The organism is Paenarthrobacter sp. NCHU4564 (assembly GCF_052156435.1).
Lineage (GTDB): Bacteria > Actinomycetota > Actinomycetes > Actinomycetales > Micrococcaceae > Arthrobacter.
The window spans coordinates 77,546-91,231 of record NZ_JBQLIS010000016.1; the positions used below are offsets into that span (position 1 = coordinate 77,546).

Sequence of the window (13,686 nt, forward strand, 5' to 3'; positions counted from 1 at the left end):
CACGGCGGCGCCGGTCACCTTGAATCTTCGGCGGAGATTTCCGGTCGGCCTTCATGGTCGGCGGGCTTGTCCGCCGTAACCCAAAGTGAATGACCTGTGGCGTTCACCAGGAGTGGATTAATGCATATCCTCGATAGCGTAGATGCAGCTTCGCTGCGCACCGATGTTCCTGAGTTCCGCGCGGGTGACACCCTCAAGGTCCACGTGAACATCATCGAAGGCAAGAACTCCCGCGTCCAGGTATTCCAGGGCTTCGTCCTGGGCCGCCAGGGTGACGGCGTTCGCGAAACCTTCACCGTGCGCAAGGTTTCCTTCGGTGTCGGCGTTGAGCGTACCTTCCCGGTGCACTCCCCGATCATCGACAAGATCGAGGTCGTTACCAAGGGTGACGTCCGCCGCGCCAAGCTTTACTACATGCGTGCACTGCGCGGTAAGGCTGCGAAGATCAAGGAAAAGCGCGACTTCGGCAACTAAACGCCAGCTTTAGCAACGGGTCCAGGATTCGTGCCCGGCCAGTTCCGGAGCAATCCGCAACGCAACACAGGATACGAACCATGGACACTGCAGAACGCCAGCCCCGGAAACAGGGCTGGCGTTTTGTTGTACTGGCGCTTGTCCTGGCCATAGCCATCAGCGGGCTGGTGAGGTCGCTCTGGGTCGACGTCTACTACATCCCCTCGGAGTCCATGGAGCCCCTGCTCGGCACAGGCGACCGTATCCTCGTCTCGCGCACCGCTTTCAGCAGTGAACCCATCCGCCGCGGCGATGTTGTGGTGTTTGACGGTCGTGGCTCCTTTGCACCACTGAACAGTGGCAAAGGACCGTTCGTTGATGCAGCCTCGGCAGCAGGACAGTGGTTCGGGCTGACAGGCAGCGATACGACCTATGTCAAAAGAGTCATCGGGGTGGCCGGCGACCACGTGGCGTGCTGCGAACCCTCGGGGCACCTTACAGTCAACGGCCAGGTGTTGGTGGAACCCTATATCTACCCGGGGGACGAGGCGAGCAAACAGAAGTTCGACGTCGTGGTTCCGGCAGGCCGGTTGTGGCTGATGGGCGACCACCGCTCCCGATCCGCGGATTCCCGTGGGCTGCTGGGTGCGCCCGGCGGGGGCATGGTCCCGGTTGAGCGTGTCATCGGAAGACCGGTCCAGATCATCTGGCCGCTTGATAGATTTGCAGAGATGCCTCACGCAGTGCAGGCCGAACCATCAAAGAACGGACACTAAATGCCGGACAGAGCTCCCGGGAATCCCGAGCGGCGCGATGACGACGCCCTGCTCTCGGACGGAACGGACAGCGCGGCCGATGGCAACGGAGCCAAAGGCCACGACGCCGGTTCCGACGCCACCGGGACGGACGGCAAACCGCGCCAGAACCTGGCGCTCGTTTGGCTGAAGGAGATTGCCACCGTGGTGGCGATTGCGCTGGTGCTGTCATTCCTGCTGAAGACCTTTCTCTTCCGCGCCTTCTACATCCCGTCCGAATCCATGGAAAACACCCTGGACGTATACGACCGGATTTTCATCAACCTGCTGGTACCGGGCCCCTTTGAACTGCAGCGCGGCGACGTGGTGGTCTTCAAGGACAGCCAGGGTTGGCTTGAACCGGTGGAGAAGAAGCCCGCCGGGCCCATGGACTGGGTTGGCGACACGTTGGAATTCGTCGGACTCATGGCTGACGACAATGAGCAGCATTTGGTCAAGCGCATCATCGGGCTGCCCGGCGACAGGGTCTCCTGCTGCGATGCCGGCGGCAGGGTCAGCATCAACGGTGTGCCGTTGAACGAGACTTATATCAACCCTGCGGAAGTACCGCAGCCCAGCCCTTTCGACATCGTGGTCCCTGAAGGGAAGGTCTGGGTGATGGGCGACAACCGGAACCACTCCGCCGATTCCCGCGCGCACCAAGAGGTCAACGGTGGTTTCATTAACATTGAAGACGTCGAAGGCAAAGCCACCGTCATCGCCTGGCCCATCAACCGTTGGACGGTCCTGGACAACTACCCGGATGTCTTCAAGGACGTCCCCGCTGGTACATCAGGAAAATAATGGCCCGCGCAACCGGCATCACCAAAACACCAGCAGCCACGGCTGCTGAAACGGGCATGTCCCGCGGCAAGGGGAAAACCAAGGCCAAGCCCCAGGCGGAGACTGGTCCGGTTTTCCCGACCTTGGACGTTGAACGCTCCTTCCTGTCCTCCGGCGTCCGGCTGCTCGCCGGTGTGGATGAGGTGGGCAGGGGAGCCCTCGCAGGACCGGTAACGGTGGGAATCACAGTAGTGGACCTCGCGGACCACGGCCTGCTGGCCGACGTCCGCGACAGCAAGCTGCTCAAACCCGAGGACCGTGACAGGCTGGAACCCTTGGTCCGGGACTGGGCAATAGCCAGCGCCGTGGGTCATGCCTCGGCCCAGGAAATCGACCGGATCGGCATCATTGCCGCGCTGCGCCTGGCAGGTACCCGGGCGTGGGTGGACATTCTGGCGGGCGGTGTAACGCCGGACGCCGTGTTGCTGGACGGAAGCCATAACTGGCTCTCACCCGAGGTCCAGGCATCGCTCTTTGATACTGCTTCCGGCGAGCCTGCCTGCGACGCTCCGGTGCACACCCGGGTCAAGGCGGACATGAGCTGCCTGAGTGTCGCTGCAGCCAGCGTACTGGCAAAAGTAGCGCGGGACAGGATCATGGTGGAGCTCCATGCGGAGGCTCCGCACTACGGATGGGACGAGAACAAAGGCTACGCCACCGCGGCCCATCGTGAGGTCCTCCGGCTGCAGGGGCCAAGCCCGTATCACCGCACCAGCTGGCATCTCATGTAGTCCTGCCCACGGGGCGGGTCCCGATGGTGCAAGATGGAACCATGAGCGCCGAGGACCTTGAGAACTATGAAACCGACATGGAGCTGCAGCTCTACCGCGAATACCGGGACGTCGTTGGTCTCTTCAGCTACGTGGTGGAAACCGAGAGGCGTTTCTATCTTGCCAACCACGTTGATCTCCAGGCCCGCAGTGCCGACGGAGAGGTGTATTTCGACCTCACGCTCCAGGATGCCTGGGTTTGGGATGTCTACCGTTCCGCGCGGTTCGTGAAAAACGTCCGGGTCATCACCTTCAAGGACGTCAACGTGGAGGAACTGCCCCGTAACGAGGACCTTGCCCTCCCCAAGGACGGCGATCTCGGGGACCTGGGCAACTAGCCCCCCTTAGGGGTGACTCCTCCTCCACAAACAGGGTTACCCACATAGCCCACCTGCTCCCTGCCGGTTCCAGCCTCCACCGTGAAGGCTGGAACCGGAGGTGGTGCTCATGCGAGCCAAAGACATTCTGGGCCGTGCCGGGGAGGCAGCGGCGGCCGGATTCCTTGAAGACCAGGGAATGCTCATCGTGGACCGTAACTGGCGGTGCCCTGACGGTGAGATAGACATCGTTGCACTGGATGGCGGAACCGTCGTCATCGTGGAGGTGAAGACCCGCCGCACCCTTGACTACGGTCATCCTTTCGAAGCCGTGGGGCCGGACAAACTGGCCCGGTTGCTGCGGCTGGCCTTCGCCTGGTGCAGGGACCACGGCCCCATCGATCCGGCCATCAGGGTAGATGTCGTCAGTGTCGTCCACGATGGCGTTGGTGAACCCCGGCTTGAACACCTGCGGGCGGTGGCGTGATGGCCGTCGGGCGGAGCTACTGTGTGGCGCTGGTGGGCCTCAACGGCTACATCGTCGAAGTCGAAGCAGACATCGGGCAAACCCTGCCCGCCTTCGTCATCCTGGGCCTGCCGGATGCTGCCTTGAACGAAGCCAAGGAACGGATCCGGTCGGCCGCCCTGAACTCTGGCATACCGCTGAGCCGCCGGAAGATCACGGCCAACCTCATACCTGCGTCGCTGCCCAAACGAGGGTCGGGCTTTGACCTGGCCATCACCATGGCGGTCCTCCGGGCCGCCGGGGATATCCGCTCCATCAGCGGCACGGTGTTCATCGCCGAACTGGGCCTGGACGGAAGGCTGCGGCCGGTCCGGGGCATCCTTCCAGCGGTGATGGCTGCCGTCCAGGCCGGCCACGAGGACATCGTCGTCGCCGAGGCGAACGTTGCCGAGGCGGCCCTCGTCCCGGGGGCCAACGTTCGGGGCTACAAGACTCTTGCCCGGCTTGTCTTTGAGTTTGGCGCCGATCCCAGGGATCTTGCACTGGACTACAACCCGGGACCCGAGCCGGTTCCCGGGGATGACGGCCCCTCCACGGGTACTGCACCGGACCTGTGCGATGTTGCCGGCCAAGCTGAGGCCAGGCGTGCCCTGGAGGTCGCCGCTGCCGGCGGCCACCACATGTTGTTGACGGGTCCTCCCGGAGCCGGCAAAACGATGCTTGCCGAACGTCTGCCTGGCCTGCTTCCGGACCTGGGGGACAAGGCATCCATGGAAGTGACAGCCATCCATTCCCTGGCGTCGGTCCGGGGTTCTGCCGCACAGCTGATCCGCCGGCCACCCTTTGAGAGTCCCCACCACAGTGCCACGGCTGCGGCCATCATCGGAGGCGGCTCAGGTCTGCCCCGTCCTGGTGCGGCGTCCAGGGCACACCGCGGTGTCCTCTTCCTGGACGAGGCTCCGGAGTACGAGCGCCGGGTCCTGGATGCCCTGCGGCAGCCATTGGAAAGCGGGGAGTTGGTCATCCACCGCTCCGCCGGCACCGCTGCCTACCCGGCGCGCTTTCAGCTGGTTCTTGCCGCCAACCCGTGTCCGTGCGGGAAGGCTGCCGGCAAGGGAATGGACTGCACTTGTACGCCCGTCATGCGGAGGCGCTACTTTGGCAGGATGTCCGGGCCCTTGCTGGACCGGGTGGATATCCAGCTCCAGGTCCACCGCGTGGCCCTGGCCGGCTTCGGGCAGGCAGGGGACGGGGAAGACACTGCCACGGTCGCCGCCAGGGTGCGGGTAGCCAGGGGCAGGCAAAGGGAGCGGTTGCAGGACTTGGGGCTGGAGGCCAACAGCCAGATCCCCGGGCGTATCCTTCGCGGCACGTTGAGGCTTCCCCCTGCCACAACCCGCATCCTTGACACTGCCCTGGAACGGGGCATCCTCACGGCCAGGGGTTACGACCGCGTCCTCCGGCTCGCGTGGACGCTTGCGGACCTTGAAAAGTGCGACACCCCCTCTCCCGATCACATCGGACAAGCACTTGGCCTCCGGCAAGCCACGGCTGCGGCATGACAGGCATGATGAAAGGAGCACCGGCATTGGGATCGTTGGGAACACAGGAAAAGATGAGGCTTGCCAGAGCGGCGTTGGCGCGGCTGATGGAACCCCAGGACATGGCGGGACTGGCTCTCGTCCGTGCCGTGGGTCCTGTTGATGCCCTGGGGGTTGCCTCGGGGGAGTTGGATGCCGGAGCTGCCCTGGAACAGGAGATCAGTACCCTGCTTGCGGAGGAGGGTGGCGTGGTGTCGTGGCCCGGGCTGGCAGCGAGCAAGCGCCGCTGGTCCCCGCGCGTCCCTGATCTTGCACCGGAACGTGACCTGGACACGATGAAGCGCCTTGGCGGTCGGGTGATGGTGCCGGGAGATGAGCTATGGCCCAAGCAACTGCAGGATCTCGGGCTCCAGGAACCGCTGTGTCTTTGGTGGCGCGGCCATGCCGAGCCCCTTCCGGTACTCCGGAACTGCGTGTCCCTGGTCGGCTCCAGGGACAGCACAAGCTACGGTGCAGCTGTGACCGGTGACCTCGCCTACGGCCTGGCGCAGCGGGGGTTCACCGTGGTGTCCGGTGGGGCATACGGCATAGATGCGCACGCCCACCGCGGGGCACTCAGCGGCGCTGCGACCGCCACCCCCACCATTGCTGTCATGGCGGGGGGAGTGGATCGCTTCTATCCCTCCGGGAACGAAGACCTCCTGCGCGCCGTTGCCCAGCAGGGCGCAGTGATCTCGGAGGTGCCGCCCGGGTCGGCGCCAACGCGTTACCGGTTCCTGCAACGGAACCGGATCATCGCGGCAATGGCGTCCGTGACGGTGGTGGTGGAAGCCCGATGGAGGTCCGGCGCCCTCAACACCGCCCACCATGCTGAAACCATCGGGCGGATCGTGGGCGCAGTCCCTGGATCCGTGCACAGTGCCAACTCGGCAGGATGCCACAGGTTGTTGCGGGATGGCGGCGCCGTTTGCGTCACGGACGTTGGCGAGATCGCTGAACTTGCCGGTCGCAACGGGGAGGCCCCTGCCGCGGACCGGGCGGCCAGTGCGCAGGAACACGACGGCCTGTCCCTGGAGGACCTGATCCTGCTGGATGCGCTCCCGCTCCGTTCCGCCAGCTCTGTGGAGAAGCTGGCAGCGGTGGCCGGATTAAGCCCCGATGCCGTTCGTGCCGGCTTGGGCCGCCTGGGACTCCTGGGTTTGGCGGCCTCGGAGCGGGGTGCCTGGAAAAGAACCAGGAAGGCCTAGGCAACTGACCTCGCCATGCATGTTGATTCAGCACAGGGGGAGCCATTGCTGGCACAGTTGGGAGTATGGACGGAGAATCCACCCAAGACCCATTCGAGGCAAACCTGGACGGGTTCCGACGCTACCTTGCCGGGGAACGCGCCCGGTCGGAACACACCATCCGGGCCTACCTCGCGGACGTCCGGAGCCTGCTTGAATTCGCTGCCCTGGAGGGCGCCAAGGAGTTGCCGGACCTTGAACTTGGCACGCTCCGCCGGTGGTTGGGTGCACAAAGCGAAGCGGGGGTGGCGCGGTCCACGTTGGCGCGGCGCGCAGCTACGGCACGCTCGTTCACCAAGTGGGCCCTGAGGGAGGAACTGATCTCCGTGGACCCCGCAATCCGCTTACAGGCCCCCAAGCGGGATAAAGCGCTGCCTGGCGTGCTGCAACAGCAACAGGTCAACCGGGCCGTCAGCAGTCTCGGGGACGCCGCCGAGGACGGGAACCCGCTCGCCGTGCGGAACCGGGCCATGGTGGAACTGTTGTATGCCACGGGCATCCGTGTTGGAGAGTTGGCCGGACTGGACATCGATGACCTCGATCCCGACCGGCGCACCCTCCGCGTCATCGGCAAAGGCAACAAGGAACGAACCGTGCCTTTCGGCGTCCCGGCCGCGGTCGCCGTCGACGACTGGCTTAGGAGGGGACGCCCCGCGGTGGTGACAGCCGGCAGCGGTCCTGCATTGTTCCTCGGAGCCCGTGGCAAGAGGGTGGATCAGCGCCAGGTGCGCAGTGTGGTGGAAGAGGTCCTCCACGCGCTCGGTGACACTGCTGCGACGGGGCCGCACGCCCTGCGGCACAGTGCCGCCACGCACTTGCTGGACGGTGGCGCGGACCTGCGTGCCGTGCAGGAGATTCTGGGGCACAGCAGTCTTGCCACCACCCAGATCTACACCCATGTCTCCGTGGAGCGGCTACGGAAGAGTTACCAGCAGGCCCATCCAAGGGCGTGAACATGACGTCCGGTGGCCCGCACTGGCGGAAAGGTTACTGGTACGGCACAATGTAAGCACCAAGGCCGAACCTTCAATGTATGGTTGAGGGTTCGTTCTGTGTAACAATCAAAGCACCATGCTTCGCGTGCGGAGCAGCCGGTGTCCATAACTTCATAGTTTGCAGGAGCCACGTCGCATGGCAGGGGGGCAGCAAACAACCATCCAGTGGAGGTCGTTGGGGAAGACGTACCTACAGCTATGGAGGATGGAATGTCTGTTGCAACAACCCGCGGTGTCCTGTTCGTGCACTCGGCCCCAACGGCCCTGTGCCCCCACGTGGAGTGGGCCATTGGATCGGTCGTTGACAAGCGGACCGATCTTGAGTGGACCCCGCAACCTGCCGCGCCGGGAATGTTCCGCGCCGAGTTGTCCTGGACCGGCGCCCCAGGCACCGGCGCCCTTTTGGCGTCTGCTCTGCGTGGGTGGGCCCATTTGCGCTATGAGGTAACTGAAGAACCAAGCCAGGGCGTGGACGGTGCCCGGTGGTCACACACCCCGGAGCTCGGAATCTTCCACGCGGTCACGGATGTCCACGGGAACATCATGGTCAGTGAAGACCGGATCCGTTACGCCTACGAGTCAGGAGCGGGCGATCCTTCGGCTGTCTACCACGAATTGTCCCTTGCCTTGGGCGAAGCCTGGGATGAAGAGCTGGAGCCTTTCCGCCACGCTGCAGAGGGCGCCCCGGTCCGGTGGCTGCATCAGGTCGGGTAACCGGCGAACCTTTCCCTTTCCATAGCAAAAAAGCAGGGCCCCACCCGTGAACAGCGGTGGGGCCCTGCTTTGCGTGAGCTGGTGTTTCTAGATGCTGCGGACAGCGATGACCGCGTTGTGGCCACCGAAGCCGAAGGAGTTGCTCAACGCCACAATGTCGCCGGCCGGGAGGTCGCGGACCGACGTAACGACGTCGAGGGGGATCTCCGGGTCCTGGTTCTCCAGGTTGATGGTGACCGGTGCCTTCCGCTCGTGAACTGCAAGCACCGTCAGCACTGCTTCCACAGCCCCGGAGGCACCAAGCAGGTGGCCCATCTGCGACTTGGTGGCAGACACGGCCACGTTGTCCACGTGCGAGCCGAGGGCAGCACGGAGGGCCGTGTACTCGGGTTTGTCGCCCACGGGGGTGGACGTGGCGTGCGCGTTGACGTGGACCACGTCGGCTGCCTGGATGCGGCCGTCGAACATCGCCGCCTTCAGGGCGCGGGTAGCGCCGAGGCCTTCGGGATCCGGTGCCGTGATGTGGTAGGCGTCGGCCGTGACCGAAGTACCTGCAAGCTCGGCATAGATGCGGGCACCGCGGGCAATGGCGTGTTCCTCGGCCTCGAGTACCAGCGCACCCGCACCTTCGCCCATCACGAAGCCGTCACGATCGGTGTCGTACGGACGGGAAGCGCGCTCGGGTTCGTCGTTGCGGCGCGAGAGTGCCTGCATGGAGGAGAACGCTGCCAGGGGCATCGGGTGGATGGCTGCCTCTGCACCTCCGCACATGACAACGTCTGCCTTACCGGAACGAATCAGGTCCAGGCCGAGGTGCATGGCTTCGGTGCCGGATGCACAGGCGGAAACAGGGGTGTGCGCGCCGGCGCGGGCGCCGAGGTCGAGGCTGACTGCGGCCGCCACACCGTTGGGCATGAGCATGGGCACGGTCATGGGAAGGACCCGGCGGGGACCTTTTTCCTTGAGCGTGTCCCAGGCGTCCAGGAGGGTCCAGACGCCGCCGATGCCGGTGGCGAAAGCTACGGCAAGGCGGTCGTGGTCGATGTTGTCGATGCCGGCGTCCGCCCAGGCTTCGCGGGCAGCGATAACGCCAAACTGCGTGGAAGGGTCCATGCGCTTGGCTTCAACACGGCTCAGGACATCAAGAGCCGGCGTCGAGCACCGTGCAGCAAAGTGGACGGGGAGGTCGTACTTGGTTACCCACTCGTCGTGGAGTGTGTGGGCACCTGAGACCCCTTTCAGCGCGTTCTGCCACATGGTGGGTACGTCGCCGCCGATGGGAGTGGTGGCCCCCAGACCGGTTATGACTACTTTGCGTGCCATTCGATCACTCTCTGTCGGATCAGCCGTCCATCCTGCGGGTAAAGCCAGGACGCGGCCGGAAAATCTTTGGGCTGTGGTGCGGCTGTGCCGGGCGCAGGGTCAGTACCCTGGCCCGGCACAGGAAATCAGGCCTTAGGCCTGGGCGTTGGCGATGAAGCTCACTGCGTCACCGACGGTCTTGAGGTTCTTGACCTCTTCGTCCGGGATGCGCACGCCGAACTTCTCTTCGGCGTTGACCACGATGGTCATCATCGAGATGGAGTCGATGTCCAGGTCCTCGGTGAAGGACTTGTCCAGCTCGACGGCTTCGGTGGCCAGGCCGGTCTCTTCGTTGACGATTTCAGCCAGGCCGGCCAGGATCTCTTCGTTGCTAGCCATGATCGGCTCCTTTTCTTGTTGGACCGGCTGCTGCCGGAAAGGGGGACAAACCGTGGATTACGGCTTGGGTTTGTAAGTCATATTCAGTTGACTGGTGGCCCGCCAGGGTCTACCAGGTCTGTTGCGGTGCCGACCCTAGGGAAGGACGACTACCTGGGCGCCAAATACCAGTCCGGCGCCGAAACCGATTTGCAGGGCGAGTCCACCGCTGAGCCCGGGGTTCTCCTGGAGCAGCCGGTGGGTTGCCAGCGGAATGGATGCTGCCGAGGTATTTCCGGCCTGGGCGATGTCGCGGCCGATCACCACGGACTCGGGAAGCTGGAGCTTCTTGACCATCTCATCGATGATGCGCATGTTCGCCTGGTGGGGAACGAAGGCTGCCAGGTCCGTGGGCTGGATGCCTGCTGCGTCCAGTGCCTGCTGGGCAACCTTTGCCATTTCCCAGACCGCCCACCGGAACACGGTCTGGCCGTCTTGCCGCAGGGTAGGCCAGACGTCCTGGGCGGCGGAAAGGATGGCGGGGTCGTCGGTTTCGTCCGAGTGGCGGGCGGACTCTCCGAGGTTCTTCACGTCCACCAGGGAGTGGGTCATGCCGATGGCGTCCCACTTGCTGCCGTCGGATCCCCACACGGACGGGCCGATGCCTGGAGTATCGGAAGGCCCGACCACCACTGCGCCGGCGCCGTCTCCCAGGAGGAAGGAGATGGTGCGTTCGTGGTTGTCGATGACATCGGAGAGTTTCTCCGCGCCGACAACAAGGACGTATTCAGCAGCACCTGAGCGCACCAGGGCATCTGCCTGGGCAACTCCGTAGCAGTACCCGGCGCAGGCGGCCGAGATGTCAAAGGCCGGAGCCGGCGTCGCACCCAGACGATCGGTAAGCGCCGCGGCAGCGGAGGGGGTTGCGTACGGATGGGTCACCGTGGAGACGATGACGCCGCCCAGTTGCGACGGCTCGATGCCGGCCTGCTGGAGGGCTTCGCGCGCTGCGCCCTCGGCCATGTCGATCACGCTGACGTCGGCGGCAGCACGGTGCCGCGTGATGATGCCGGTGCGCTGGCGGATCCATTCATCGGAGGAGTCGATCCACTGGCAGACGTCCTCGTTCGTTACGGTGATGTCCGGACGGTAGGCGCCGATGCCGTGGATCCGCGAGTACGCGTTGACGGGGGCCTGCTTCAGAACCGGGGTGCTCATGCCTGTCCCTCCAGTTCGGCAAACAGTGCCAGAGCGGCGGTGAGGTCTTCGGGCGTTTTGACGGCAACCGTCTTGACTCCAGGCATCCCCCGCTTGGCCAGTCCCGCGAGGGTTCCTGCGGGAGCGAGTTCAATGACACCGGTCACGCCGCGGGCAACCAGGGTCTCCATGCACTGGTCCCAGCGGACCGGGCGTGAGACCTGGGCGATCAGGCTGTCGACGGCGGCCGTTCCCGTGGTTACTTCCTTGCCGTCGAAGTTGGATAGCAGCGGAACGGTGGGGTCCTGCGGGGAAAGTGAGGGCTTGAGGGCCTCGAGCGCGCTGACGGCCGGTGCCATGTGTTCGGTGTGGAAGGCGCCCGCAACTTTCAGGGGAATGACCCGTGCCTTGGCCGGCGGGTTTTCCGCGAGGCTCTTGAGCTGTTCGAACGTCCCGGCGGCAACGGTCTGTCCTGCGCCGTTGACGTTTGCCGGGGTGGCCCCGGAGGCCTTGATGGCGTCCAGGACCTCAGTGGGGTCCCCGCCTACCACGGCGCTCATACCGGTGGGAGTGACGGCGGCTGCTTTGGCCATGCTGTTGGCGCGTTCACGCACGAACGTCATGGCTTCCTTATCCGTCAGCACACCTGCCAGGGCCGAGGCCGTGATCTCGCCAACGGAATGGCCGGCAAGGACCACCGGAAGCGTGTTGAGTTCGACGTCGAACAGCGACGAGGCGGCCACGAGGCCTGCGGCAACGATCAGTGGTTGGGCCACTGCGGTGTCCTTGATGGTTTCCTCGTCGGAGGTGGTGCCGTGGGCCTTGAGGTCGATGCCTGCGATCTCGCTCAAGCCAGCCAATTGTTCTTCGACGGAGGGGAGTTCCAGCCATGGGGCCAAAAATCCAGGGGTCTGGGAGCCCTGTCCAGGGCAGACGATTGCAAGCACGTATCCAGCTTTCCAAATTGCCACGTGATCCTCTGGTGTTTTGGTGCACCAAGCTCACTGGGTCAGTTTGTAGGAAGTCTACAACGGTTCAGTTCTGTGAACGCGATCCGTGACGCTCCGGAGAGGTCTTCGGAGGAGCCGACAAGCGACCCACCACAAGGGCTGTCTGGAGGACGAAAGCTTCCCGCGGAAGCAGGGGATCCCACCCTGTCACGTCGCAAACACGCTTCAAACGGTAGCGCACGGTGTTGGCGTGGACGAATAATTCACGTGCCGTGGCTTCAAGTGAATGCCCCAGTTCCAAGTAGGTTCCCAAGGTTTCCACCAGCCCGTTGGAGGCTGCGAGAAGGGGCCGGTAGATGTTCTTGATGAGTGACCTGCGGGCCGCGTCGTCGCCGGATACGACACGCTCGGGCAGCAGATCGTCGGCAGCGACCGGCCGGGGAGCAGACGGCCATGCCCGCGCGGCGGTGAGCCCGGCAAAAGCGGCCTGGGCGGAACTGCTGGCCTCAAGAAGCGATCCGGCCTCCGGCCCGTAGACAACGGCTCCCGGTGCGAAAAGTTCGCTGAGTTTGACGTAGGCCGTGTCACGGTCCTGGACGCCGCCGAGGATCAGGATGAGCCGGTCGCCCTGGATGCCCACGAGGGCGTCTTCGGCGAACCGTCCTGCGGTCCGGCGGAGTTCGCTGACGTAGCTGGCGCTTGGCTCCGACGGGGAGTTGCCCACCATGACGGTGAACCGTTCCTGTGCCTTCCACCCGAGCGCGGCAATCCTTGACCGGAGGGCATCGGTATTTTCCCCGCGCAGGATGGCGTCGACGATCAGGGCCTCCAGGCGGGTATCCCACGACCCCCGGGATTCGGCAGCGCGGGCGTACACGTCAGCGGCGGCAAAGGCGACTTCCCGCGAGTACCGGAGAACTGCTTCCCGCAGCGAGGGCTGGTCTGGTTCCGGGGCAATCACCGGCACCTGGTCTTCGACCACTTCCACCACGATCCGGATCAGCTGGAGGGCCTTTTGCAGGCTGATGGACCGGGTCAGCTCCGTGGGTGCGTTGCCAAAGACGTCGGTGAGGATCCACGACGGTGAGCTGGGGCGCTCGTACCAGGTGACGAAGGCTGCGATGCCGTTCTGCGCGACCAGCCCCAGGGCAGACCGTTCATCGGAGCTCAACCGGCTGTACCAGGGGAGGGATTTTTCCAATTGCCGCATGGTGGTGGTGGACAACTGGCCGACGTTGGCGCGGAGCTGGCGCAGGGTTTCGGCTTTCTCGGGAGACAATGCCGGGGTTGCTGTCTTGCGCTTGACGGGGGTCTTGGTCGACTCAGCCATGAGACGAGCATACGGCGCTTCGTTGGCAAGCTCCATTTGTGCGAAGGCTACAACTGGTGATGTCGCCGGTCACCCTCCGGCGGCAGGCTTCCAGACCCCGTTAAAGCCCGACGGCGGCCCCCACCTTCCGGTGGAAGCCGCCGCTGGGTCGGGGGAGGCTAGGCGTCGCCGCCTGCTCCGCCGGTGGTGCCGGCATTCACGTCCAGGAGCCGGTACTTGTCGATGGCCTTTTCCACCGCATCTGCGTCAACTTCGCCCTTCGCGGCGAGGAGTTGCAGGGTTTTGGTGACGATGGAGTGGGTGTCGTTTTTGAAGTAGCGGCGGGCGGCGGCGCGGGTGTCGGAGAAGCC

Annotated in this window: 16 protein-coding genes; 10 read left to right on the forward strand and 6 right to left on the reverse strand. The window is 64.5% G+C overall.

Annotated features, from left to right (window positions below; all coding sequences use genetic code 11):
* Positions 1 to 120: 120 nt before the first annotated feature.
* The 10 genes from rplS (at position 121) to ACSVIE_RS15790 (ending at position 8,179) form a co-directional block, all read left to right on the forward strand.
* A complete protein-coding gene (rplS, locus tag ACSVIE_RS15745) occupies positions 121 to 474 on the forward strand; it encodes a 50S ribosomal protein L19 (RefSeq protein ID WP_426003020.1) in 354 nt (117 codons plus the stop codon).
* Between the two features lie 80 nt (positions 475 to 554).
* Positions 555 to 1,229 carry a signal peptidase I gene (gene lepB, locus ACSVIE_RS15750; protein ID WP_442424449.1) on the forward strand — a complete coding sequence of 225 codons (675 nt, stop codon included), beginning with the start codon at positions 555 to 557 and terminating at the stop codon, positions 1,227 to 1,229.
* On the forward strand, positions 1,230 to 2,051 hold the full coding sequence (gene lepB, locus ACSVIE_RS15755) for a signal peptidase I (protein ID WP_442424450.1): 822 nt from the start codon (positions 1,230 to 1,232) through the stop codon (positions 2,049 to 2,051).
* A 56-nt stretch (positions 2,052 to 2,107) separates the two neighbouring features.
* Complete coding sequence (locus ACSVIE_RS15760; protein ID WP_442424457.1) at positions 2,108 to 2,821, forward strand: ribonuclease HII; 714 nt, start codon at positions 2,108 to 2,110, stop codon at positions 2,819 to 2,821.
* A gap of 41 nt (positions 2,822 to 2,862) precedes the next feature.
* Positions 2,863 to 3,198: a DUF2469 domain-containing protein gene (locus tag ACSVIE_RS15765; protein ID WP_021470793.1), complete on the forward strand. Its 336-nt coding sequence runs from the start codon at positions 2,863 to 2,865 to the stop codon at positions 3,196 to 3,198.
* Between the two features lie 100 nt (positions 3,199 to 3,298).
* Positions 3,299 to 3,664: a YraN family protein gene (locus ACSVIE_RS15770; protein ID WP_426003015.1), complete on the forward strand. Its 366-nt coding sequence runs from the start codon at positions 3,299 to 3,301 to the stop codon at positions 3,662 to 3,664.
* Entirely contained in the window at positions 3,664 to 5,205 is a 1,542-nt protein-coding gene (locus ACSVIE_RS15775) for a YifB family Mg chelatase-like AAA ATPase (protein WP_426007555.1), read from the forward strand. The genes ACSVIE_RS15770 and ACSVIE_RS15775 overlap by 1 nt, the downstream gene beginning before the upstream one ends.
* Before the next feature lie 53 nt (positions 5,206 to 5,258).
* Positions 5,259 to 6,431 carry a DNA-processing protein DprA gene (gene dprA, locus ACSVIE_RS15780; protein WP_442424451.1) on the forward strand — a complete coding sequence of 391 codons (1,173 nt, stop codon included), beginning with the start codon at positions 5,259 to 5,261 and terminating at the stop codon, positions 6,429 to 6,431.
* Positions 6,432 to 6,496: 65 nt separating this feature from the next.
* Positions 6,497 to 7,423, forward strand: coding sequence for a tyrosine recombinase XerC (locus ACSVIE_RS15785; protein ID WP_442424452.1), 927 nt, complete (start codon positions 6,497 to 6,499; stop codon positions 7,421 to 7,423).
* 252 nt (positions 7,424 to 7,675) lie between these two features.
* Positions 7,676 to 8,179, forward strand: a complete 504-nt coding sequence (locus ACSVIE_RS15790) for a DUF3145 domain-containing protein (RefSeq protein ID WP_426003010.1) — start codon at positions 7,676 to 7,678, stop codon at positions 8,177 to 8,179.
* A gap of 87 nt (positions 8,180 to 8,266) precedes the next feature.
* Here ACSVIE_RS15790 and ACSVIE_RS15795 read toward each other — a convergent pair whose 3' ends face one another.
* The 6 genes from ACSVIE_RS15795 to ACSVIE_RS15820 all read right to left on the reverse strand — a co-directional run.
* Positions 8,267 to 9,502: a beta-ketoacyl-[acyl-carrier-protein] synthase family protein gene (locus ACSVIE_RS15795; protein WP_426003009.1), complete on the reverse strand. Its 1,236-nt coding sequence runs from the start codon at positions 9,500 to 9,502 to the stop codon at positions 8,267 to 8,269.
* 132 nt (positions 9,503 to 9,634) lie between these two features.
* Positions 9,635 to 9,880: an acyl carrier protein gene (locus ACSVIE_RS15800; RefSeq protein WP_011692310.1), complete on the reverse strand. Its 246-nt coding sequence runs from the start codon at positions 9,878 to 9,880 to the stop codon at positions 9,635 to 9,637.
* Between the two features lie 135 nt (positions 9,881 to 10,015).
* Positions 10,016 to 11,077: a beta-ketoacyl-ACP synthase III gene (locus tag ACSVIE_RS15805; protein WP_442424453.1), complete on the reverse strand. Its 1,062-nt coding sequence runs from the start codon at positions 11,075 to 11,077 to the stop codon at positions 10,016 to 10,018.
* A complete protein-coding gene (locus ACSVIE_RS15810; RefSeq protein ID WP_426007554.1) occupies positions 11,074 to 12,003 on the reverse strand; it encodes an ACP S-malonyltransferase in 930 nt (309 codons plus the stop codon). The genes ACSVIE_RS15805 and ACSVIE_RS15810 overlap by 4 nt, the downstream gene beginning before the upstream one ends.
* 88 nt (positions 12,004 to 12,091) lie before the next feature.
* Positions 12,092 to 13,336, reverse strand: coding sequence for a PucR family transcriptional regulator (locus ACSVIE_RS15815; RefSeq protein WP_426003004.1), 1,245 nt, complete (start codon positions 13,334 to 13,336; stop codon positions 12,092 to 12,094).
* Positions 13,337 to 13,494: 158 nt separating this feature from the next.
* Positions 13,495 to 13,686, reverse strand: a 192-nt coding sequence (locus ACSVIE_RS15820; protein WP_442424454.1) for a hypothetical protein, incomplete at its 5' end; no start/stop codon positions are given.